At 59.0% G+C, this 20,355-nt stretch carries 26 protein-coding genes; 10 read left to right on the top strand and 16 right to left on the bottom strand.

Going from position 1 to position 20,355, the window contains the following annotated elements; translation table 11 throughout:
• Positions 1-131: 131 nt before the first annotated feature.
• Genes fliP through fliF form a run of 4 tightly spaced genes read right to left on the bottom strand, consistent with a single transcriptional unit; the run spans position 132 to position 3,371 of the window.
• Entirely contained in the window at positions 132-857 is a 726-nt protein-coding gene (gene fliP, locus Q0949_RS12855) for a flagellar type III secretion system pore protein FliP (protein WP_299372743.1), read from the bottom strand.
• Between the two features lie 3 nt (positions 858-860).
• The gene (locus Q0949_RS12850) at positions 861-1,154 is read right to left on the bottom strand and encodes a FliM/FliN family flagellar motor C-terminal domain-containing protein (protein ID WP_299372740.1); all 294 of its coding nucleotides are present in this window, start codon (positions 1,152-1,154) and stop codon (positions 861-863) included.
• Positions 1,147-1,746 (bottom strand): hypothetical protein, encoded by a 600-nt coding sequence (locus Q0949_RS12845; RefSeq protein ID WP_299372737.1) that lies wholly within the window; start codon positions 1,744-1,746, stop codon positions 1,147-1,149. The genes Q0949_RS12850 and Q0949_RS12845 overlap by 8 nt, the downstream gene beginning before the upstream one ends.
• The gene (gene fliF / locus Q0949_RS12840) at positions 1,746-3,371 is read right to left on the bottom strand and encodes a flagellar basal-body MS-ring/collar protein FliF (protein ID WP_299372734.1); all 1,626 of its coding nucleotides are present in this window, start codon (positions 3,369-3,371) and stop codon (positions 1,746-1,748) included. Before fliF ends, Q0949_RS12845 begins: the two co-directional genes overlap by 1 nt.
• A 122-nt stretch (positions 3,372-3,493) precedes the next feature.
• Here fliF and Q0949_RS12835 point away from each other — a divergent pair, with 122 nt between their 5' ends.
• From Q0949_RS12835 to Q0949_RS12795, 9 genes are all read left to right on the top strand, one after another.
• Entirely contained in the window at positions 3,494-3,982 is a 489-nt protein-coding gene (locus tag Q0949_RS12835) for a flagellar basal body-associated FliL family protein (RefSeq protein ID WP_299372731.1), read from the top strand.
• Between the two features lie 9 nt (positions 3,983-3,991).
• Positions 3,992-4,369 (top strand): hypothetical protein, encoded by a 378-nt coding sequence (locus Q0949_RS12830; RefSeq protein ID WP_299372728.1) that lies wholly within the window; start codon positions 3,992-3,994, stop codon positions 4,367-4,369.
• Complete coding sequence (locus tag Q0949_RS12825; RefSeq protein ID WP_299372725.1) at positions 4,366-4,971, top strand: hypothetical protein; 606 nt, start codon at positions 4,366-4,368, stop codon at positions 4,969-4,971. The genes Q0949_RS12830 and Q0949_RS12825 overlap by 4 nt, the downstream gene beginning before the upstream one ends.
• Before the next feature lie 67 nt (positions 4,972-5,038).
• Positions 5,039-5,908, top strand: a complete 870-nt coding sequence (gene motA, locus Q0949_RS12820) for a flagellar motor stator protein MotA (protein WP_299372722.1) — start codon at positions 5,039-5,041, stop codon at positions 5,906-5,908.
• Positions 5,905-8,211 (top strand): hypothetical protein, encoded by a 2,307-nt coding sequence (locus tag Q0949_RS12815; RefSeq protein ID WP_299372719.1) that lies wholly within the window; start codon positions 5,905-5,907, stop codon positions 8,209-8,211. The genes motA and Q0949_RS12815 overlap by 4 nt, the downstream gene beginning before the upstream one ends.
• Before the next feature lie 128 nt (positions 8,212-8,339).
• Positions 8,340-10,436 carry a flagellar biosynthesis protein FlhA gene (gene flhA / locus Q0949_RS12810; protein WP_299372716.1) on the top strand — a complete coding sequence of 699 codons (2,097 nt, stop codon included), beginning with the start codon at positions 8,340-8,342 and terminating at the stop codon, positions 10,434-10,436.
• Positions 10,433-11,200: a flagellar biosynthetic protein FliR gene (locus Q0949_RS12805; protein ID WP_299372713.1), complete on the top strand. Its 768-nt coding sequence runs from the start codon at positions 10,433-10,435 to the stop codon at positions 11,198-11,200. Before flhA ends, Q0949_RS12805 begins: the two co-directional genes overlap by 4 nt.
• The gene (locus tag Q0949_RS12800) at positions 11,200-12,288 is read left to right on the top strand and encodes a flagellar type III secretion system protein FlhB (RefSeq protein WP_299372710.1); all 1,089 of its coding nucleotides are present in this window, start codon (positions 11,200-11,202) and stop codon (positions 12,286-12,288) included. Before Q0949_RS12805 ends, Q0949_RS12800 begins: the two co-directional genes overlap by 1 nt.
• 20 nt (positions 12,289-12,308) lie before the next feature.
• Positions 12,309-12,695 carry a hypothetical protein gene (locus Q0949_RS12795; protein WP_299372707.1) on the top strand — a complete coding sequence of 129 codons (387 nt, stop codon included), beginning with the start codon at positions 12,309-12,311 and terminating at the stop codon, positions 12,693-12,695.
• On the opposite strand, the gene Q0949_RS12790 is transcribed toward Q0949_RS12795, so the two are convergent.
• The 9 genes from Q0949_RS12790 to Q0949_RS12750 are packed head-to-tail and all read right to left on the bottom strand — an operon-like array spanning position 12,689 to position 17,242.
• Complete coding sequence (locus Q0949_RS12790; protein WP_299372704.1) at positions 12,689-13,174, bottom strand: flagellar basal body-associated FliL family protein; 486 nt, start codon at positions 13,172-13,174, stop codon at positions 12,689-12,691. The genes Q0949_RS12795 and Q0949_RS12790 overlap by 7 nt on opposite strands.
• Positions 13,175-13,183: 9 nt before the next feature.
• Positions 13,184-13,909 carry a flagellar basal body L-ring protein FlgH gene (gene flgH / locus Q0949_RS12785; protein WP_299372789.1) on the bottom strand — a complete coding sequence of 242 codons (726 nt, stop codon included), beginning with the start codon at positions 13,907-13,909 and terminating at the stop codon, positions 13,184-13,186.
• A 23-nt stretch (positions 13,910-13,932) separates the two neighbouring features.
• Positions 13,933-14,349 carry a flagellar basal body P-ring formation chaperone FlgA gene (gene flgA, locus Q0949_RS12780; RefSeq protein WP_299372701.1) on the bottom strand — a complete coding sequence of 139 codons (417 nt, stop codon included), beginning with the start codon at positions 14,347-14,349 and terminating at the stop codon, positions 13,933-13,935.
• Positions 14,346-15,131: a flagellar basal-body rod protein FlgG gene (gene flgG / locus Q0949_RS12775; protein ID WP_299372698.1), complete on the bottom strand. Its 786-nt coding sequence runs from the start codon at positions 15,129-15,131 to the stop codon at positions 14,346-14,348. The genes flgA and flgG overlap by 4 nt, the downstream gene beginning before the upstream one ends.
• A 10-nt stretch (positions 15,132-15,141) precedes the next feature.
• Positions 15,142-15,861: a flagellar hook-basal body complex protein gene (locus Q0949_RS12770; RefSeq protein ID WP_299372696.1), complete on the bottom strand. Its 720-nt coding sequence runs from the start codon at positions 15,859-15,861 to the stop codon at positions 15,142-15,144.
• Between the two features lie 2 nt (positions 15,862-15,863).
• On the bottom strand, positions 15,864-16,133 hold the full coding sequence (locus Q0949_RS12765) for a flagellar biosynthetic protein FliQ (protein ID WP_299372693.1): 270 nt from the start codon (positions 16,131-16,133) through the stop codon (positions 15,864-15,866).
• Between the two features lies 1 nt (position 16,134).
• On the bottom strand, positions 16,135-16,419 hold the full coding sequence (fliE, locus tag Q0949_RS12760; protein ID WP_299372690.1) for a flagellar hook-basal body complex protein FliE: 285 nt from the start codon (positions 16,417-16,419) through the stop codon (positions 16,135-16,137).
• 26 nt (positions 16,420-16,445) lie between these two features.
• Complete coding sequence (gene flgC, locus Q0949_RS12755; RefSeq protein WP_299372687.1) at positions 16,446-16,838, bottom strand: flagellar basal body rod protein FlgC; 393 nt, start codon at positions 16,836-16,838, stop codon at positions 16,446-16,448.
• An 11-nt stretch (positions 16,839-16,849) separates the two neighbouring features.
• Entirely contained in the window at positions 16,850-17,242 is a 393-nt protein-coding gene (locus tag Q0949_RS12750; protein WP_299372684.1) for a FlgB family protein, read from the bottom strand.
• Positions 17,243-17,342: 100 nt separating this feature from the next.
• Here Q0949_RS12750 and Q0949_RS12745 point away from each other — a divergent pair, with 100 nt between their 5' ends.
• Complete coding sequence (locus Q0949_RS12745) at positions 17,343-18,692, top strand: FliI/YscN family ATPase (protein WP_299372786.1); 1,350 nt, start codon at positions 17,343-17,345, stop codon at positions 18,690-18,692.
• 46 nt (positions 18,693-18,738) lie between these two features.
• Here the strand turns inward: Q0949_RS12745 and Q0949_RS12740 are convergent, their stop codons facing one another.
• The 3 genes from Q0949_RS12740 to flaF are packed head-to-tail and all read right to left on the bottom strand — an operon-like array spanning position 18,739 to position 20,306.
• On the bottom strand, positions 18,739-19,527 hold the full coding sequence (locus tag Q0949_RS12740; RefSeq protein ID WP_299372681.1) for a DUF1217 domain-containing protein: 789 nt from the start codon (positions 19,525-19,527) through the stop codon (positions 18,739-18,741).
• Between the two features lie 3 nt (positions 19,528-19,530).
• Positions 19,531-19,932 carry a flagellar biosynthesis repressor FlbT gene (flbT, locus tag Q0949_RS12735; RefSeq protein ID WP_299372678.1) on the bottom strand — a complete coding sequence of 134 codons (402 nt, stop codon included), beginning with the start codon at positions 19,930-19,932 and terminating at the stop codon, positions 19,531-19,533.
• Entirely contained in the window at positions 19,929-20,306 is a 378-nt protein-coding gene (gene flaF, locus Q0949_RS12730; RefSeq protein WP_299372675.1) for a flagellar biosynthesis regulator FlaF, read from the bottom strand. Before flaF ends, flbT begins: the two co-directional genes overlap by 4 nt.
• Between the last annotated feature and the right edge of the window lie 49 nt (positions 20,307-20,355).

The raw sequence follows: 20,355 nt of genomic DNA, 5'->3' as shown, positions 1-20,355 counted from the left end.
TTCAGCTTTCATTGTGCCTCTTCTGGGCACCAATTTTCTTCGAAAAAATCGACCGACTGACACCGCTTTGCGTGACCCCGTGCCTTTTGCCGTGCCGCTGCGATTCCAGATGGTGCAGCACCGCAATCCGGTCAGAAATAACTACGGACGAGGCTGCCTGCGATCAGACTCCAGCCGTCGGCGACCACGAAGAACGCGAGCTTGAAGGGCAGGGAAACGATCGCTGGAGGGACCATCATCATGCCCATGCTCATCAGCACCGCGGCGGCGACAAGGTCGATGATCAGAAATGGCAGGAAAATCAGGAACCCGATCTGAAAGGCGCGCGAAATCTCAGACAACAGGAAACTGGGAATGAGGACCGACAACGGCGCGTCAGGTGTGAGTGGAACCCCTTGGGTATCGGGGCGCAGATCTGCCATCGCAGCGAACGTGTCTGCGTCCAGACGTGCCGCCATGAAGTCACGAAAGGGTGCCAAGGTACGAATGAACGCGGTTTCCGGGTCTATCTCTTCGTTGGTGAGCGGGCGCAAACCTTCTGTCCAGGCCTGCACGAAAACCGGCTCCATCACAAAATACGTCAGAAACAGTGCCAGACTGACAATCAACATGTTTGGCGGCGACTGCTGGAGGCCGATGGCCTGTCGCAAGATGGACAATACGGTCACCAGAAACGGAAAACAGGTGACCATGATGGCCAGCCCCGGTGCAAGGCTAAGCACCGTGATCAGCGCAATGAGCTGAAGTGTCCTGGCGCTGATCGAGTTTTCATCACCCAACGATATAGCGATGTCCTGCGCAAAGGCGGGCAGCGGCAAACAGAACAAAACCGCGAGAAGGATCAGCCGTAGCGCCATGAGCTAGATACTGGATCCCAGATCAAGAATTTCCGTGAGTCGCACCACAAGCTGCCCATCGTCAGCCCCTTCGGCTTCTTCCAGCTTGCCGCGCGCGATCAGCTTTTCTCCGACGAACAGGTCCACCGGATCATCCACACGTTTGTCCAATGTCAGCACCGCATTGGCGCCGAGCATCACGAGGTCCCGCACCAGCGGACGCGCACGGCCAACCGATACCGTGATTTCGATGGGAACAGCGGTAAACGGATTGTGGGCATCCGATGCCAGGCTTTGTGTGTCAGGCAGGTCAGCCATCGCGCACCTCCAGGTTTTGCGTGTGGAAATAGGCTTCGATCGCGGCCGCGATCTCCGCGATCATCTTGTCGAGGTTGATCTCGGTTTCCTTGTCGCCCAGGCGCAGGAGGACCTGGCTGGGCGCCAGAAGCGGGTCAAGCGACAGTTCGAACGGATCTTTCAACTGCTCCCCCAGAAGACCGGTAACGGCGGCCTCGGCCTCGGGAGCGACCACGACCTCGATGGGACGGTCCAATGCGCTCCGAGACGCGGCCGTGATCTGTTCGCAGATATGGGCACCAAGGCTGGCGCGGGCCATTTGCGGAAGCAGGACCGACACGACCCTGTTCAAAATGGTCTGCACCGATCCGTTCAAAGATGAGCGCATTTCGTGGTAGTCAAAACTCGCCTCCTGCAGGCTGGTGGCGAGGCCGGAAGACACATGGGTCAGCGTACTTGCCTGCGCTTTTACCGCATCGTCCCACCCGGCCTGATAGCCGTTTTCGAACGCCTCCAACTTCAAGTCTTCAAGCTCTTCCGCGCTTTTGACCAACCTGTCTGTCTTGACCGGCTTGGCGGCGCCGAAATCCTGAAACAGTTTCTCGGCACACATCACGCGCGCTCCTCGGACTCTTCAAGCCAGCTTCTGAGGATTTCGACGGTTTCCTCCTGCCTGTCTCCGATCATCGCGCGCAGTCGGTCAACCGGATCATCGGACACCGCAGCCGAGCCGCCGGACATGTCGCCAAAGCTCAACGCCGGGAGGGTTTCGTCGCTGCCCCCCATCATGGGGATGTCTGGGAACTCATCCGATGCCGACGCGATCTCTCCAGACAGGCTGGCAGGGGTTGCGGCATCTGGCGCGGCCGGCGGCAAACTGATTGTGGGCTGCGCGCTTTCAGGCGGCCGGGACAGAACCGGGCGGACAACGAACAACCCGAGCACCAGCGCGACGACTGCGAGAACTGCCATCTGGATTGCCGACATGATGTCGAGGTTCACACTGTCCAAGAGCGATGACTGTGCTTCGGTTCCGGCGGGTACAACGGATTGCAATGCCATCGACTTGATGGTGATCACATCGCCCCTGCTTTCGTCGAACCCCACGGCTGACGCCACCAGTTCACGCAACGCGTCAATCTCTGCATCGGGCCGAGGCTGCGATGCCTCGCTGCCTTCGGTTTCCACCACCGCTTCGTTGACCAGCACCGCGACCGTCAGACGTTTGATCGCACCCGCCGATCGGGTGATGGCGCGTTCGGTTTCCGACACTTCGTAGTTGATGCGTTCGCGTGTTTCCGAGTTTTGCGACGAGGCGCTGTCCGATCCTCCGGCCTCGCCATCGGGGAGGTTGGACGCCACTGTGACGTCGCCATTGCCCGCCTCGTTTGAGTTGCTGGTGCGCTCTTCGGTATCCGTGCTGATCACCACCCGCCCTGCCGGATCGAACCGCCTTTCGCGGATTTCCTCGGACTCCGTGACGGTATCCACGCTGACTTCGACAATAGCGTTACCGTGGCCGACGCGCGCTTCGAGAAGCCTCTCGACCCTTTCGCGCAACATTTGCGCCTTGTCATCGGCACCAGAAGCTGGTGCAGCCTCGTCGGCCGCGCCAATCAAGGTACCGTTTGAATCGATCACCGCCACATCATCCGGCGACAACCCAGCCACCGCAGAAGCCACGAGAAAGCGGATGGATTTGGCCTGTTGCGCGGACAGACCTGCACCATTGGGCGTGACCGCCACGGACGCAGTCGGCGTCACACTTCGCTGAAACGGGTTGGATCCCGTCGAGGCAATGTGCACGCGCGCGTTCGAGATATTCGGGCTGGATACGATTGTGCGCGCCAGCTCACCTTCCTTGGCGCGCCAATAGGCTGCATCAAACATCTGGGAGGTTGTGCCAAAGCCCGACAGGGTATCCAACAGTTCGTAACCGCGACTGCTGTTGGCAGGCAGCCCCTCGCTTGCCAATGTCATCCGCAGTTCATCGCGGTCCTGCGCATCAACGAAAATCGATCCGCCCCGCACGTCGAAGGGCACGCCACGTTGTTCGAGCGAACGCACAACTTCGCCCGCCGCACCATTTTCCAAACCCGCATAAAGCAGTGTCATCGACGGTGCCGATGCGATTCGAGACATCGCCAGAACGGCGAGAAAGACCGCCACGGTCGCGGCCACGACCGTAATCTGACGTTTCACATCCAGTGCCATCCAGACATTTAGTAATTGCTGCACAATCGCCTCCGTCCTGTTGCGCGTTCTACGCAACCTTGGGCACAGCAATGACCGAACAGCCTTAACAATCGGTTAGTTCATCTGTGCCAATCTTCATTTCGACATCAATGGATGAGTTGCACATGACAGACGCCGTGGCAGATGCCCCAGAAGAGGGACAGAAGTCGTCAAAGCTACCGTTAATACTCGGTCTTTTGGCCGCGTCGATCGGTGCGGGCGGCGGATTTTTTGCGACCTATTCCGGCATGATACTGGGCAGCGAATCGCATGGCGAAGTATCTGCCGAAGTGCAGCGTCCGAACGCGATTCCCGACGTTGCCTTTGTGGCGGTTGATCCGATGGTTGTCTCGCTTAGCCCGGCTGCGCAGGGTCGGCATCTGAGGTTCCGCGCGCAGCTCGAGGTTCCGTCGCAATATGCGTCGGATGTCGAAACATTGCTTCCACGTGTTGTCGATGTGCTCAACAGTTATTTGCGCGCGCTGGAGACGAAAGACATCGAGAGCGCGTCCGCTCTGACACGACTGCGCGCACAGATGCTGCGTCGCGTTCAGATTGTTGCCGGGCCTGGCCGCGTCAACGATCTGCTTATCATGGAATTTGTACTGAACTGAGGGTGAGACATGGAATTGATTGCTGACATATTGCTCGCTGCAGGTGCGATCGGGGCCGGCTTTTATTGTTTTGTCCTTGGTCGCCGGCTGAACCGGTTCAACAATCTTGAAAAAGGGGTGGGCGGTGCGGTTGCCGTCCTGTCCGCGCAGGTCGACGACCTGACCAAGATGCTTGCTGCGGCGCAATCAACGGCGTCCCAATCAGCGGAAACGCTGAGTGACCTGACCTTTCGGGCCGAGCAGACGGCAAAGCGCCTGGAACTGCAGATGGCATCGCTGCATGATATTCCCGATGTGCCGAAGGCCAGGGTTGATGCGCCACAACCCGCGCCGGAATCGCCATCCGAGCCGATGTTCACGCGGCGCACTGTCGGAGCCCGCAAATGACCAAACGAAAAAGTCTGAAACGACGACTGGTCGGACGTGGATCCGTCTTGTTGATCGCCACGCTGCTTATCGGGTCCGCCGGCATCCGGATCGCCATCGGGGCAGGTGCCGCGTTTGCAGAAGCGGATGCGGAACCGGAATTGATGCTGCCTCAGGGCACCACGCCTTTGAAAACAACCGAAGGCAGTCATGAGATCGAGGTCAGGTCCTTGCTTGACGCGCTGCAGGCCCGTGAAAAACGTGTCGAGGAACGCGAGATGGCCGTTGCCACGCGCAACAAGGCACTTGAGGTCGCACGCAGCGAAATTGACCGCAGATTGGCCGCTCTGGAACAGGCGGAAAAAGACCTCGCTGCGACCTTGGCCCTGGCGCAAACGGCCGCAGAGGACGACCTGGCGCGTCTGACCACCGTGTATGAGAACATGAAGCCGAAGGACGCCGCGGAATTGTTCGGCGCAATGGAGCCGGAATTCGCGGCGGGGTTCCTTGCCCGGATGCGCCCTGAGGCAGCGGCCAAGGTGATGTCCGGCCTTGATCCTCAGGCCGCGTATTCGATCAGCGCGATCCTTGCCGGGCGAAATGCCCGCGCACCCAAGAGCTGATCAGGCAACAGCCTTTGTTAACCGGTATCTGCGAGATTGCAGCCAACAGTCATGAGGGATTCTCAAAATGGTCGGTATCATCGGGATCGTCACAATCTTTGTCATGGTGTTCGGCGGTTATCTCGCCGCTGGTGGCAAGATGGGAATCATTCTCAAATCGCTCCCCTTCGAGATGACCATGATCCTGGGGGCGGCGGTTGGCGCCTTCCTGATCAGCAACTCGATCTCCGAAGTCAAACAGACGATCAAGGATCTCGGCAAGGTTTTCAAAGGGCCTAAATGGGCCCATGAGGACTATAAGGACTTGCTGTGTCTGCTTTTCGAGTTGATCCGGCTCGCCCGCCAAAACCCTGTGGCCATCGAAGAACACATCGAAGACCCGGAAAATTCATCAATTTTTTCCCGGTATCCAAAGATTGTGGCAGATAAGGAAGCGACCGCCCTGATCAGCGATACAATGCGATCTGCATCGATGAACTATGATGACCCACACCAGGTCGAAGAGGTGCTTGAAAAGCGCATGGATGCAAACATGCACCACGCCTTGCATTCCAGCCATGCTTTGCAGACCGTGGCCGACGGCCTGCCCGCTCTTGGCATTGTTGCGGCGGTACTCGGCGTCATCAAAACCATGGCTTCGATCGATCAACCGCCTGAAATTCTCGGCAAACTCATTGGTGGCGCCCTTGTCGGCACCTTCCTCGGCGTGTTCCTCGCCTATGGGTTGGTCGGCCCCTTCGCCGCCAAAGTCAAAGCTGTCGTTGAAGAAGATGGACATTTTTATCAACTGATCCGCGAAGTGTTGGTGGCCAACCTGCACAACCATGCAACCAATATCTGCATCGAAGTTGGCCGGCAAAACACACCCTCGCACTGCCGCCCGTCCTTCTCCGAACTCGAAGAAGCATTGAAAACCGTGAAGCAAAACGCCGCATGAGGATTCTGTCCGCTCTCACGGCGTTCATTTGCCTCGCCTGCGCGGCAAATGCGCAAACGATCAACGTACGTTCGGGCGCGCATGACGGCTTCGCGCGGCTTGTTCTGGACACCGCGATTGAACGGGACTGGTCCCTGCAGCCAACACGAAACGGGGCTCGGATCACCATCGCCGACCACAACGGCGGTTTCGACGTCAGTCGAGTGTTTGAGCGGATAGATACCAGTTTCATCTCTTCTGTCTCCGCCGATACTGGCAGTATTTCACTGGCATTTTCCTGTGACTGTACTGCTGACGTTTTTCGGCAAGGCGCGCGGATGATCGTGATCGATGTGTCGGAAACCGCAGTGACGGACGCAGCAGCGCCAGTTAAGGCCCCTGATCGCTTTGTCGGCAGCGCGCCGCTTCGTTTTCAATTGCGAGACGCCCCGACGCCCGTGACATCCAGAACGACGTCCCCGCTGCCATTGACAACGCGGGAGGCAGACGCAGTGCCGGCCGAGGTACAACTACCGCTTCTCGCGCCGCGCACACCTGTGGTGGACCGCGGCGAGGACGGGATCGCGCGACTGCAACAGGCGCAACAGAAAATCTCTGAACAGATCGGGAACGCGGCAACGCGCGGGATATTGCGGACGACGCCAGGCACGATGAATTTGCCACTTGGCAACCAGTCACCTCAGATCGACACGACCATCTTCGATTCGTCCGCAGGTGAAACGCAGGTGAGCATTGGCGCGAAACCCATTGGCGGAAATGTGCGTGTCACGAGCAGTTCCGATATTCCCTTTGTAGAGAATTTGTCCACGTCACCGTCGACCACGCTTGGCGTGCGTTGCATCGATCCAGCCCGGGTAGCAGTCGCGTCATGGGCGCCGGAATCGAACTTTACCACCCAGATCGCGCGCATGCGGGGTGACCTGTACACCGAATTTGACCGGTTGGACAAAGAAGTCGCAGTCCAGTTGGCCCGCACCTACCTGTATTTCGGGTTTGGCGCCGAAGCACATCAGGTCCTGCTACTGGACGACGCATTGATGGACCAGCAGCCGGAACTGGCAAGTCTGGCCAGAATCATGGAGTTCGGAGACGAGAGGGACACGGAGTTTCTCGCACATTTTGTGGATTGCGATTCTGACTTGGCCCTCTGGGCCGTTCTGGCCCAAAAGAAAATTGACCCCGCGCGTTCCATCGACAGTGATGCGGCACTGCGCGCGCTGACCGGATTGCCGATGCATCTGCGAAAATTCGTTGCGTCCGAGCTTAGTCGGCGTTTCCTCGACTACGGCGACGAACGCGCCGCCGCCAGCGCATTGCGGAGCCTTGAACGAACGGATCAGCCGCTGACGCCTGCGGCCAATCTCGCAAAGGCCAAGCTTGAAATCAGGCAGGGTGATGTTGAGCGTGCACAGGAAAGGTTGGCTGACGTTGTGTCATCCAATGCCGAGCAGTCAGCAGAGGCACTGATCGCGTTCGTCGATTCGCAGCTGAATGAAACCGGGCAGATTGGTCAGGACGTTGCAACGTTGGTCGAGGCCTATGCCCACGAGATGCGCGATGATCCTTTGGGCGACCAGCTGAGCCGGACTCATGTTCTGGCGCTGGGCAAATCAAATCAGTTCGACAAGGCGTTCGAGACGCTTGCACGCATTCGAAGTCGCGCGGAAGCCCCTGAGGAAGATAATCTACGCTCTTCTGTTCTGGATCTGATGACCTCGAACGCAGACGAAATGGTATTCTTGCGCCACAGCTTCGAACAGATGTCGAATGCACCGGGCTCAATACTTCCAAAAACCCGGTACCGTATGGCGCGTCGGCTGGTGGATCTTGGCTTTGATGGTCAAGCGGAAAGGATCATGACTGCGCAGGATGACATTCCCCGCACGACCGATGAGAGGCTTCTCCGCGCCGAAATCGCCCTGAACCTGTCACGCCCATACGAGGCAATTGCATTGCTGTATGGCGAAGCAGGAGAGCCTGCGAACAGACTGCGCGCGAGAGCAAAGGAGCGGGCAGGTGACTTTGACGCGGCGCACGTTCTATTTTCGGAGATCGGTGACGCCGAGAACGGCAACCGCGCGGCGTGGTTGTCCGAGGACTGGATAAATCGCGTTGATGAAACCGGCACTGTTTTTGCGCCCGTTGCGCAGGTTGCACAAGCGACACTTGACCCATCCACAAGCCTCGAAGGCATGTTGTCCCGGGCGTCCGAGGCCCTGACCGAAAGCGCGCAAGCGCGCGAGACCCTGGAAGCCCTGCTTGCAGATCCGAGCCTTGACGACACACAATTGGAGACGCGGTAACCCGCGCTTGGTTACCGGATGTAAACCATACCGGGCTTAACACTGTCGCATCACAGAACGTGATGAGGACACAGAGTGGAACAAGACCATCCCAACCGTAAATCCGGAACATCGGGCGCTGCGCGACCATGACTGGTAAATCGATTTCCATGAACGCACAGGCGCTGTTCAACCCGACCGTCCTGCTCGCCGTGGCGTTGATGGCGATTATTGTCATGATGATCCTTCCCATGCCAGCCTGGGTACTGGACATTGGCCTCGCAGCCTCATTTGCCTTGGCTATCCTGATCTTTACCATCACGCTGTTCATCGAGCGGCCCCTCGATTTCTCGGCATTTCCGACGATCTTGCTCGCGTCGCTCATGTTGCGTCTGTCGTTGAACGTGTCCTCAACCAAGCTGATCATTGGCCAGGGGCATACGGGTACTCAAGCCGCTGGCGATGTCATCCAGGGGTTCGCCCAATTCATCATGGGTGGAAGCGTTTTTCTCGGTCTGGTTGTGTTTTGCGTTCTGCTGATCGTCAATTTCATGGTGATTACCAAAGGTGCGACCCGCATGGCCGAAGTGGGCGCGCGCTTTGCTCTGGACGGTATGCCCGGCAAGCAACTGGCCATCGACAGTGACATGTCGGCCGGCGCGATTACCCACCAGGAAGCCAAGGAACGCCGGGAGCTGGAGCAGGCTGAAACGACGTTTTTTGGCTCGTTGGACGGCGCTTCCAAATTCGTCAAAGGCGACGCGATTGCCGGGCTCTTGATCACTTTGCTCAACCTGGTCGCCGGGCTGGTCATGGGCATCGTCGTGCATGGTATGCCCCTGGCCAACGCGTTTGAGACCTATGCGATCCTGACGGTTGGCGACGGGTTGGTATCGCAAATCCCAGCCGTCGTGATCTCCATTGCATCCGCGCTGTTGCTGGCACGCGGCGGCGCAAAGGGCGCGACCGATACAGCCGTTTTCGACCAGCTTGGCAAGCACCCCGCCGCCCTCGCGACGGTTGCGGTCCTGATGATGATGCTGGGCCTTTTCCCCGGGCTGCCGTTCTTGCCTTTCATGGCAGGCGGTGTCGGCTTGGGTGTCGCATCGTTCCTGATGCGCAGGGCGCTCAAACACAAAACCAATGCGGCGGCAGAAATCGTTGAACCAGAAGAGCAACCGATGGAAAAGTCACTGGGCGACGTTCTCGAGCTGGACGACATCCACGTTGAATTTGCGCCGGACCTGGTCAACCTTGTCCTTGATCCGGGCACGGGGCTGGACGCCCGTATTGCAAATATGCGGACACATGTCGCTTCGGTCTTTGGCCTTATCCTCCCGGAAATCCGGCTGACCGACAATGCAGGTCTCCCGACCGGCGGATATGTCATCCGCATTCAAGGTGTCGAACAGGCCAAGGGAATACTGCGGTCGACGGACATCCTCGCTTTGACGCCCGAAGACGACCGCAACCTGCCGATGGGAGAAGACACGACCGAGCCGGTCTACGGTGCTCCGGCGCGCTGGATCTCCAAGGCAGATCAGGAGACTGCGGCGTTGTCCGGTGTGACCATGGTCACACCGACGGAGATTCTGGCCACGCATTTGCTGGAGGTGGTGAAGCAGAACTTCAGCCGGTTGCTCACTCTCAAATCCTTGCGCCGTCTGCTTCGGGAAATGACCAATATCAGCGATCCGGCCCGCGCGGAGGCGAACCAGAAACTGCTTGATGAGTTGATCCCGGACAAGGTTCAGATCGATATTCTTCACGCCGTTCTCAGGTTGCTGCTCGATGAACAGGTCTCGATCCGGAACCTGCCTCTCATCCTCGAAGCCACAGCCGAGGCACGCGCCGTCAATGCGCAACCCGAAGCCATTTGCGAACATGTAAGGCAGCGTCTCGGCTTCCAGCTGGTGGCCGAGATCCGGCGCGGAGACGGAAGCCTGCCCTTGGTGCAACTGGCGCCAGAATGGGAAGATACGTTTGCAAATTACCAAGTGGATGCCGAACGCGGGCTCGATGTCGCGTTGCCCCCGGATCTGTTCAACCGCCTCGCGGAAAACATGTCCGAGAAGTTGCAGGATGCAAGCGAACAAGGCGTCTACCCGGCCGTGGTAACCAATACGCGCCGTCGGCGATTTGTGAAAACCCTGATGCGCGCCAAGGGCATTTCCAATCCGGTTCTGTCGTTCGAAGAGATCGGAATTGACGCCCGTCCCGCGCTTGTCGGGGTCGTCGCGGCATGAGCGATGCCGCCCAGCTGCTGTCGAGCATCCAGGACAGCCTTTGGCTGGGTTTCATCGTCTTTTTGCGTGTTGCCGCAACGGCTTCGCTGCTGCCCGGTTTCGGAGAGCAAAGCGTGCCGAGCCGGATCAAGCTGGTGATCGCCATCGCCTTTACGTCGATTGTTGCACCTGCCCTGTCCGTCGAACCACCGGCCTATTCCCTCAGTGTGTTGGCCCAGGTGGCGCTGACGGAGGTTCTGGTGGGCGCCTTCCTTGGGATCGGCATTCGTCTTTTCATTCTGGCGTTGCAAACGGCCGGATCGATCGCGGCACAATCGACATCGCTGTCCCAGATCCTCGGCGGCGCTTCGATCGAACCCTTGCCCGCCATGGGATACGTCCTGACCGTTGGCGCGGTCGCCTTGGCCGTGATGGCCGGATTGCATGTCAAGGCGGCGCAGCTTTTGATCCATTCCTACATACTTTTCCCAATCGGGCTGTTTTCCAGTGGCGCGGATCTAGCGGACTGGGGTTTGGCACAGGTTGCACGTGCCTTCGAGCTGGCATTCGTGTTGGCCGCCCCGTTCGTGTTGATGTCCATTCTCTACAATCTGGCCCTTGGCGTCATCAACAAGGCCATGCCCCAGTTGATGGTAGCCTTTGTCGGTGCGCCCGTGATCACCTTGGGTGGATTGTTCCTGTTGTTTCTCGCCGCGCCGACAATGCTCGAAGTCTGGCTGGCGGCGCTTGACCGGTTCATCGCAAATCCAACTCAGGTGCCATGATGAGCGGGCAGGACGAAGATACCGACAAGTCATTTGACCCCACGCCGCAGAAATTGCTTGACGCGCGCAAGAAAGGGGAAATCGCGCGGTCGGTGGATCTGCAAACGGCGGCGGGATATGCCGGTTTGACCGTCGCGCTGCTTGCCGTCGGCACGCAATCGGTCGTTTCTCTGGGCACGCATATGCAGGTTCTGCTCGACCAGTCTTCTGGTTTTGCCGATGCCTTGTTCAATGGCGGCACCACCGCCGTCATGGGCGGTGTCCTTTGGCAAACCGTCTTGTCGATGATCCCGATCTTTGCATTGCCGGCCCTCGCCGTATTGGGTGCAATCCTGGCGCAACGCGCCTTCGTCGTTGCCCCTACCAAGCTTCAACCGAAACTCTCCCGCATTTCGCTTTTGCAGAACGCCAAGCAAAAATTTGGACGCGGCGGATTTTTCGAATTCGGAAAAAGCTTTACCAAGCTCATTCTCTACTCCGCATTTCTGGCGATCTTCCTGGAAAGCCGTCTGCCGGAGATGGTGACGGTGATTCACAGCAGTCCCGGCACGGTGGTCGCCTTGCTGGCAGAGCTGATCGTCGCCTTCCTGCTGGTGGTCGTATTGATCAGCTTTTGCCTCGGTGCCATCGATGCGGTGTGGCAACATCAGGAGCACATCCGAAAAAACCGTATGTCGCGCAAGGAAATCATGGATGAAACCAAGAACTCCGAAGGCGACCCACACCTCAAACAGGAACGACGTGCCCGCGCGCAGGCCATCGCCACGCAACAAATGATGGCCGAGGTGCCGAATGCGGACGTCATTGTCGTCAACCCGACACATTACGCGGTTGCCCTGAAATGGACGCGCGCCGCCGGCACTGCTCCGACCTGTGTCGCAAAAGGTGTTGACGAAATTGCGCTGCGCATGCGGGAAGTCGCCGCCGAGGCGGCCGTTCCCATCCACAGTGACCCTCCGACAGCACGAGCGCTGTTCGCCACAACTGAAATCGGCGCCGAAATTTCACCGGATCACTACCAGGCCGTGGCGGCCGCGATCCGATTTGCCGATGACATGCGCGCGCGGGCGAAGCGAGGGTTTCAATGACTGACCTCGAGGACATCAAGGTGTTGAGCGCGCTCAAATTCCAGAAGCGCCAACAGCAATTGGCCGATCTCACCGCGCGGGAATCTGCATTGCGCGCAGAGCTCGCGCGACTGCGTGAGTTGGCCTTCGAAACGCACGCGCAACCGGCAGACCAGGCGCAGTTGCGTGCCATCGGAGGGGATGTCATCTGGTTGCGATGGCTGGGGCAGGCACGGCAACGCCTGAACCTGGATCTGGCACAGGTTCTGGCCCAGAAGGAAGCCTACATGGCGCAGTTCAAGCGTGAGCATGGCAAGAAACTGGTGTCCGAAGCCTTGTGCGACGCGGCGACAAAGGAAAAAGCCGCACATCGAAATCAAAAGCAGTTGGACGAAGCCATTCGCGGAGCGCTTGGGCGCAATCAGTAGTCCTGACGCGCGATTTCGACAATCAATACGTCCGTCACAGTGTCGCCCATGTCTTTCTGAGCGACTTCTCTCAGCGCCCCGCGCAGGACGGCAAGGTTGTTGGCATTCGTGAAGGCTCCGTCAAAGCCGCCGATATTGGCGTGGTCGAACAGAACCTGCAGAAACGAGTCCCGCAGCTTTGGCTCGCGTGCATAAATCGCGTCTTTCTGACCATTCGCGACCTCCAGGCTCAGCGACATGACCACCAGGCCCTGGACGTGCTCCCCGTTCACGATTGGCACGACAAACTGGTTGTTCATCTTGACATATTCGCGGTCCAGATTGGGCGCCTCGTCCGGCGCCTTGTCGACGACCATGGCCGGTTCCGCCGTGACATTTGCGGATGACATCTCCGGCGCCGGTCTCATAAAGATGCCTGCACCGACACCGGCACCAAGACCGATCAGGAGCAAAACAAGCGGCAGAAGTTTTTTGATCATCTCGGTTTCCTAAAAGGGGAGAACAGCGTCCAGTACCTGCTGTCCGAGCCGGGGTTGCTGTACGTCCGTGATCTGTCCGCGACCGCCATAGGACACACGCGCGGAAGCGATCTTGTCATAGGTGATCTCGTTTTGGCGCGAGATGTCTTCGGGGCGCACGTACCCGGAGACCAGCAATTCACGCATCTCGAAATTCACGCGCAACTCTTGTGAGCCGGAGATCGACAGAACGCCATTCGGGAGAATGTCGACAATTGTGGCGGCGACCCTCAGTGTCAATTTCTCGTTCCGCTTGACCGATCCATCCCCGCTCGAACTGCTGTTCGAGTTGATCGAAACCAACTCGGAGGTTGACGCCCCGTCCGGCAATTTCTCATCCAGCCTTTGCGGCAATCCGCCCAGCTGGGGGATGCCAAGTGTTTCGGACCCGCTGCGCGACCGATCTGTCTCATTCGAAATTTCGGCTCGTTCGTCGATTTCAATCACGACGGTTAGGATATCCCCCTGCCGTACCGCGCGCCTGTCGCCCAAAAGCGAGGACCGTTGACCGCTCCATAGGGACGCTTCGTCCAACGGCGTCCTGGTTTCGATGACCGTTGGAAGGGCCGTGGACACCATCGCCGAATGTTCCTGCGTGGCAAGCGGGTTTGAAAACGACGGTGCTTTTCCAAGGTGATCGGACCGTCCGCACGCGCTTGCCATGGCAAGGATGGCAATAAGGCCCACGCTGCGCATGGCCCGACTGTTCAGGGAATGTGTCATTGTCTCACCTCTATTGATCCGTCTTCCTGAACAAATCCGAACAGAATGGATCGCGAACTCAGGTTCATGATGCGGACCCGGTCGCCGATGCCGCCCCGTTCGAGCGACCTGCCTTCGGACGTGATCGTCAAAACTCCGGTTTGAAACCGCAGCGGCACGATCTGGTTGCGATCCACCAAAGCCGGCGGGCCGATATTTTCGTAGGGGATGGGCCGCCCGGCAAAAAGGGCCACACGCGCTTCCTGACCGACCAGATCCTGAACGCGGTCAAACATTCCCGCTTGGGTTCCTGCACGCAAAGTCAGATCCGCGGGGCCGATCAGCGTGCCAGGCCGCAAGGTGCGCGTCGGCACAACGACGTCCGCCATCGCCATCGGCGCGGTCACAAGAAGAATGCAAAGCCACTTCATCATCGGATTTGCGTCATCGCGCTCATCATCTGATCTGCGGCTGAAATGACCTTGGAATTCATCTCATACCCTCGTTGCGCCGCGATCAGATGGGTGATTTCGCGCACCGCATCCACGGAGCTTTCCTCGAGAAACCCTTGACGCAGCGTGCCCAGACCGTCCTGACCAGGCGTCGAGACGATCGGCGGGCCCGACGCTTCGGTTTCGACAAACAGGTTGCTGCCCACCGCTTCGAGACCTTTGGAGTTCGTGAACCCTGTCAGGTTGAACTGCCCGATCAACTGGCCCGCAACGGCTTCGGCGAAATAGGCATAGATCTCACCATCACCATTGATGGAAATGCTGCGCGCATCCGCGGGAATAACCACATCAGGCGCGACCGGGTACCCATCGGATGTCACGATCAGGCCTTCACCGGTGCGTTTGAGGCCGCCATCGCGGGTATAGGCCGTCTGGCCAGACGGCAGCGTCACCTCGAGATACCCGTTCCCGTCAATTGCAACATCCAGATCGCCGCCCGTCGCGGCCAAGGACCCCTGGGCAAGGTGCACGGATACCGCTGCAGGCCGCACCCCAAGGCCAAGCTGTACGCCTGTCGGCAAAACCGTTCCGTCAGAGGCGTTGATCGCGCCCGGCCGGGTCATTTGCTGGTAATGCAAGTCCGCAAATTCGGCGCGTCGGGTGTTGTATCCGGTGGTGCTCATATTTGCGAGGTTGTTCGAAATCGTCTCGACCCGCATCTGCTGGGCAAGCATCCCGGTGGCTGCAATTTTCAGGGCGCGCATTGGCGTCTCCTCAGTTAGATTTCAACATGGCGTCCATGGCGCGGCGCACCCGTTCGTCTTCGGAATCAAGAAAGCTCTGGCCCATTTCATAGGCCCGCTGGATTTCGATCATGCGGGCCAACTGTCCAATCGGGTTCACATTCGATTCTTCGACGAACCCCTGCATCATCCGCGCCCCTTCGGCGGGTTCGAACCCACCAGCCGCGTCAAACATCAGGCCCGATTGCCGCGTCATGTCACCGGACTCAATCGGACGGACAAGCCCGATCTGCCCAACCAGATTTCCGTCCGCGCTGATCATTCCGTCCGGCGAAACCGAGATGGACCGCGCGTCAGGCGGCACAAAAACCGGGGCGCCACCGGCGTCCAGAACACTGTGCCCGTCCGGTGTCACCAGATCCCCCGCGGCGTTAGGCGTGAAGCTGCCGGCACGGGTCAATCGCTCACCCTGCGGCGTGTCGATCAGGAAAAATCCGTCACCCTCGATCGCAAAATCGAAGGTGCCGCCGGTCTGGGACAACGTACCCTGATCAAACAGCGTGCGCCGCACATTGCCCTGCCCCATGGAAAGCGATGCGCCACCTTCGATCCCCTGCACATATTCGGAGAATATGATCCCTTCCTGGCGATATCCGGTGGTGGCGGCGTTGGCGATGTTGTTGGCGACAACCTGCATCTCGCGCATCAGGCCAGATTGTCGGGTGAGCGTGATATATCCGGTGCTGTCCAAGGTTAACCTCCGATGATCAGGGGAATGATGCGGTCGTGGAAAAACGACACCATCGTTTGTGTCATGAAGCCCATCGACATCCAGAAGACGATCATGATCGCCGCCAGCTTGGGCACGAAGGTCAGCGTCATTTCCTGGATGGACGTCAGGGCCTGAACCAAACCGATCGAGACACCGGCAACAAGCGCCATGGTCAGGATCGGGATGGACACGATCACCGCGACCCAAAGGCCCTGACGCATCGTGTCGAAAAAGATGACCTCATTCAGCATCTCAGACAGGCATCCGCAGGATTTCCTGATACGCTTCAACGACCTTGTTGCGCACGGTCACCGCCGTCTCCACGGCCAATTCTGTCTGCGCCAGTGCCTGCACCAACGCATGCGGATCGGCATCGCCCACCATGGCCTGCTGGGCCACATGCTCACCTTGGGCAAGCGTTTGCGCGAAATCCGACACGACGCGGCCAAACATGCTGTCCCCCGGCGTGGTCCCCGGGCGGGTTGCAGATTTGGATGCGGTATAGTTCTGGACGGCTGAAAGTGCTGCTGAATCCATTCTGGATCTCCTGGGTAACGCGTCGCTTAGCGACGCAACAACTGCATGAGCCCGGACGACATCTGCCGGGCCTGTTCAAACATCTTGAGGTTGGCTTCATAGCTCCGCTGTGCTTCGCGGGCGTCGGCCAGTTCGATCAACAGATCCACATTGGATCCGTCAAAATGACCCGTGTCATCGGCCATGGGGTGCGAGGGGTCATACACCCGCTCCAAAGGCCGGTCATCCAAGGACATGCGCCCCACCTCGACCCGCGCCACCCCTTGATCCGCGTTGAATGCGGTTTGGAAAGGAATGGTCTTGCGCCGATATCCCGGCGTGTCCGCGTTGGAAATATTCTCGGACAGGTGCCGCAACCGCGATGCCTGCGCCTGAAGCGCACTGGTCGAGACGGACAGGGCTTTGGAAAACTCGTTCATTTCAATCGCTCCTACTGTCGGCCAAGGCTTGATCGAAGGATGCTGAGCGCGGATTTGTAGATCGCCAGTGACCGGTCATGTTGCCGCTTGGCTTCGGTGGCGCGCATCATTTCCGTCTCGATCGAAACGGTGTTGCCATCGGGTGCTGCAAAACTGCGATCTTCGCGCATCATGCCATCGACGCCGTCGGCCGTAACGCCATGCAGGTGCCCAGGCCGCGTCGCTCGCTGCAGCGTGCCTGTGCCATCCTTGGGCGCGTATATATCCTGAAAGCTGGGCAGATCGCGGCCGACGAATCCGGGTGTATCCGCATTAGCCACGTTCTGAGAAATCACGGCCTGGCGCTGTCCTGCATGGACCGCCATCGCGTGTGCCGTTTCAAAAACGGTGAGGTTCTGGAACATCGGGGCTTCTCCCTCGAGCAATTTCAACCAAGGCTTAACTGTGATTCCCTAAGAATTTGTTTGCAGCCATCAGGAGGATCCGATGCAGCAATCCGCACGCATGAAATCGCTGGAACAGCATTTGTCAGGTTTGACGCATGTGCGCCCGATCGGTCGCGTCATCTCGGTTCAGGGTGGCACGATGACCGTATCCGGCCTTGGACACTGCGCGCGGATTGGCGACCGTGCGGAGGTCACGCGTGCCGACAACACCACGCTTCTTGGCGAGGTGGTGCAACTCTCTGATACATTTGCCATCATTCTGCCGGACGCGCCTGTGGCCGGCATCGCGCTGGGCGACCGTGTGACATTGGACCGGAACGCGGGGATATCGCCTGATTTTTCATGGTTGGGGCGTATCGTGGATCCCGATGGTACGCCGTTGGACGGAAAGCCATTGGTTCAAGGGTTCGACCTGCGCCCGCTTCAATCGTCCCCGCCGCCAGCCGCGGCACGCCGACCGCTGGGTGCGCGACTGGATTCCGGGCACGTGATATTCGACACGATGCTGCCCATTGTCCGCGGTCAGCGTATCGGCCTGTTTGCCGGGTCCGGTGTCGGAAAATCCAGTCTCATGGGCAAACTCGCCACGACCGTGACCGCCGATGTCGTGGTGATTGCCATGGTCGGGGAACGCGGACGGGAGGTGCGCCATTTCGTTGACAACACGCTGAGCCCCGAGGGCCGCACCCGCACGATCGTCGTCGCCGCGACGTCTGATCAGGCACCTCTGGTCCGCCGACGTTGTGCATGGTCGGCCATGGCAATTGCGGAATATTTTCGGGATCAGGGCCTTTCGGTGCTGTTCCTGGCTGATTCCATCACACGGTTTGCCGAGGCGCACAGGGAGATTGCCGTCGCCGCAGGAGAAGCACCCGTTCTGCGCGGATTTCCCCCCTCAACGGCACATCTGATCATGTCATTATGCGAACGGGCAGGCCCCGGCATGTCAGGACAGGGAGACATCACCGCAATCTTCAGCGTTCTGGTTGCAGGTTCGGACATGGACGAGCCCATCGCCGATATTCTGCGCGGCGTTCTCGACGGCCACGTCGTCCTTGATCGCGACATTGCGGAACGAGGGCGCTTCCCCGCAATCGACGTTCTAAAGTCCGTCTCGCGCAGTCTGCCCGATGCCGCCAGCGCAGACGAGAACAGCGCGATCGCCGAGGTGCGCAAGCACCTGAGCATCTACGAAAGAAACAGGATGATGATTTCGGCTGGCCTCTATTCGGCTGGCACAGATGCCGACATCGACACGGCCATCGCGATCTGGCCGGCGCTGGATGAGCTGATGGCACAGACACATGGTCATGGATGTGCGCACAGCTTTGATCAGTTGCGCCTTGCACTTCGACGCGGCAAGGCAGGCGCGTCCACGCATCGCCAGCCATCGGTGCGGCCACGCTAGTGCGATCTGTATTCCGCGACCATGGCCGGGTCTGTCCCGGTCTTGGTCAGCCCCCCAAGAGCGTCAATGCGATGGCAGCACCGGACGCGCCAGCGCCGCCGTTCTGTAACTGTGTTCGCGCAAAATATGTTGTGACCAGGCGGTCAAGGACTTCCGGGTCGGCGAACTCCGCCGGATCACTGACACCAAAGGTGCGCTGGGCCCGTTCCTGAAACACGGTCAACTGCAAATCGATATCCGCCTGGCCAAAGGACGACGGCAATCCGAATGCGGTTTCAAACAATGTCCGCAAAGGCGGCTGACCCATGATCGAGAACCATTTCTGAGCCTCGCTGCCCGTGCCGCCGACAACGTCGGACAGGGTCCGCTCGGCGTATAAAGCGACGCGCATGGTATCATCCTGCGCACCGGCGGCGACTTCGAAACTGTTGGCTTGGTATTTCGCAATGATCTCATCCGCGAAACCGGGTCGCAGACTGCCGCGGATCTCGCCGGGTCCCAGCCCGAAAGCGGCGGAAAAGTCGCTGTACCGCTCGTCCGTGAACCGATTGGCGAGCGCGTCGTCAGCAGTTGTGCCATCTTCGAGCATCTTCTGAATGAAGAACCGGTTGTCGATGTCGTCTTGCAGCCCAAACGCACCCAGGGCCACCGTCAACATCTGCCGGTCCGCGACAAGGTCCTCGGCACTGGTCACGGATTGGATATTTTCGCGAAAGTGATCAGTGTCTCGTTTCTGCACATTGGACTCGGAGAACGTCGCCAATTGCTGATCGTATGTGCGCTGCAGAAACTGCCATCCGACCAATCCCGACGAGACAAGAACAGGTTGAAACATCGCTCAAGCACCCGCCGCCAACAGCCGTTCTTCGCGCGGTAACAGGCACCGCAACGCCTTGAGACAGCGATAATGATCGTCCTGGACAAGGGCATGTGAGGCGATATCAAGGTGCTTGCGACTGTCCGGGTCGACAAAAACCTGGCTCAGCTCTTCGATATTGCGCAGCAGAGCAGTTCGCACGTCGTCTTTTGGACTGTCCCCGGACAAAACCAGTTGCACGGCATAGCAGACACGACGGACAGGAGTTTTCGCATCCTCCGGGTGGATAGCGTCCCGTAGACGCAAGATATTGGCATCCGGCGTCATGATAGCCAGCCGGCTCCGCCGGTCGCCGTTTTCGATGACCGCGCCATTGATCAATATCCGCTCTTTCGGGCTCAGTTTCAGGACAAGGCCGCTCATGTTGCACCGCTTTCCGTTTTGAGGCCGCGCAAAAGCGCCATATTCACTTCCAAAAGGGGAAGCACCGACGCGTTCTTTCTCAGGATCTGACCCGTCTGATGCCGGGTAAAGTCGGACAAATAGACGATGCGGGCTTTCAGATCCGGCGGCAGCGGGTTTGCATCGTCGAGGACGTCCACAACAAGGGCCGTCCACAGTTTCTGATTGGTGTGCAGGGCCGAAGCAAAAGCCGAGAAGTTTGACTTGCTGTTCACCGCGGCATCGCGCAGTTGCTGGGTCACACGCGCGATGACCTCGTATTCTGCGCGGCGATCACTGCGTGTCGACGCTGCATGTTCTGAGTAACCGCGAAGGGCTTGGGATGTCGCGTTCACGCTGTCACCTGTATGATTTGGGGCCTCAATGGGGTGGTGGGGCGCAAGA

Origin of the sequence: uncultured Tateyamaria sp. (genome assembly GCF_947487805.1) — a bacterium.
Taxonomy (GTDB): Bacteria; Pseudomonadota; Alphaproteobacteria; order Rhodobacterales; family Rhodobacteraceae; genus Tateyamaria.
The sequence above is the reverse complement of the archived record's forward strand: the minus strand, read 5'-3'. Positions and strand labels throughout refer to the sequence as shown.

Excerpts from the sequence above, each read along its gene's own strand:
- Q0949_RS12805 (WP_299372713.1), top strand. The coding sequence starts at position 10,433 with ATGAGCGATGCCGCCCAGCTGCTGTCGAGCATCCAGGACAGCCTTTGG.
- Q0949_RS12745 (WP_299372786.1), top strand. The coding sequence starts at position 17,343 with ATGAAATCGCTGGAACAGCATTTGTCAGGTTTGACGCATGTGCGCCCG.
- Q0949_RS12750 (WP_299372684.1), bottom strand. The coding sequence starts at position 17,242 with ATGTTCCAGAACCTCACCGTTTTTGAAACGGCACACGCGATGGCGGTC.
- fliE (WP_299372690.1), bottom strand. The coding sequence starts at position 16,419 with ATGGATTCAGCAGCACTTTCAGCCGTCCAGAACTATACCGCATCCAAA.
- Q0949_RS12765 (WP_299372693.1), bottom strand. The coding sequence starts at position 16,133 with ATGCTGAATGAGGTCATCTTTTTCGACACGATGCGTCAGGGCCTTTGG.
- Q0949_RS12845 (WP_299372737.1), bottom strand. The coding sequence starts at position 1,746 with ATGTGTGCCGAGAAACTGTTTCAGGATTTCGGCGCCGCCAAGCCGGTC.
- flgC (WP_299372687.1), bottom strand. The coding sequence starts at position 16,838 with ATGAACGAGTTTTCCAAAGCCCTGTCCGTCTCGACCAGTGCGCTTCAG.
- Q0949_RS12830 (WP_299372728.1), top strand. The coding sequence starts at position 3,992 with ATGGAATTGATTGCTGACATATTGCTCGCTGCAGGTGCGATCGGGGCC.
- flgH (WP_299372789.1), bottom strand. The coding sequence starts at position 13,909 with ATGCGCAGCGTGGGCCTTATTGCCATCCTTGCCATGGCAAGCGCGTGC.
- fliP (WP_299372743.1), bottom strand. The coding sequence starts at position 857 with ATGGCGCTACGGCTGATCCTTCTCGCGGTTTTGTTCTGTTTGCCGCTG.
- Q0949_RS12790 (WP_299372704.1), bottom strand. The coding sequence starts at position 13,174 with ATGATCAAAAAACTTCTGCCGCTTGTTTTGCTCCTGATCGGTCTTGGT.
- Q0949_RS12825 (WP_299372725.1), top strand. The coding sequence starts at position 4,366 with ATGACCAAACGAAAAAGTCTGAAACGACGACTGGTCGGACGTGGATCC.
- Q0949_RS12740 (WP_299372681.1), bottom strand. The coding sequence starts at position 19,527 with ATGTTTCAACCTGTTCTTGTCTCGTCGGGATTGGTCGGATGGCAGTTT.
- flgG (WP_299372698.1), bottom strand. The coding sequence starts at position 15,131 with ATGCGCGCCCTGAAAATTGCAGCCACCGGGATGCTTGCCCAGCAGATG.
- Q0949_RS12835 (WP_299372731.1), top strand. The coding sequence starts at position 3,494 with ATGACAGACGCCGTGGCAGATGCCCCAGAAGAGGGACAGAAGTCGTCA.
- flbT (WP_299372678.1), bottom strand. The coding sequence starts at position 19,932 with ATGAGCGGCCTTGTCCTGAAACTGAGCCCGAAAGAGCGGATATTGATC.
- flgA (WP_299372701.1), bottom strand. The coding sequence starts at position 14,349 with ATGATGAAGTGGCTTTGCATTCTTCTTGTGACCGCGCCGATGGCGATG.
- Q0949_RS12815 (WP_299372719.1), top strand. The coding sequence starts at position 5,905 with ATGAGGATTCTGTCCGCTCTCACGGCGTTCATTTGCCTCGCCTGCGCG.
- Q0949_RS12850 (WP_299372740.1), bottom strand. The coding sequence starts at position 1,154 with ATGGCTGACCTGCCTGACACACAAAGCCTGGCATCGGATGCCCACAAT.
- flhA (WP_299372716.1), top strand. The coding sequence starts at position 8,340 with ATGACTGGTAAATCGATTTCCATGAACGCACAGGCGCTGTTCAACCCG.
- motA (WP_299372722.1), top strand. The coding sequence starts at position 5,039 with ATGGTCGGTATCATCGGGATCGTCACAATCTTTGTCATGGTGTTCGGC.
- Q0949_RS12800 (WP_299372710.1), top strand. The coding sequence starts at position 11,200 with ATGAGCGGGCAGGACGAAGATACCGACAAGTCATTTGACCCCACGCCG.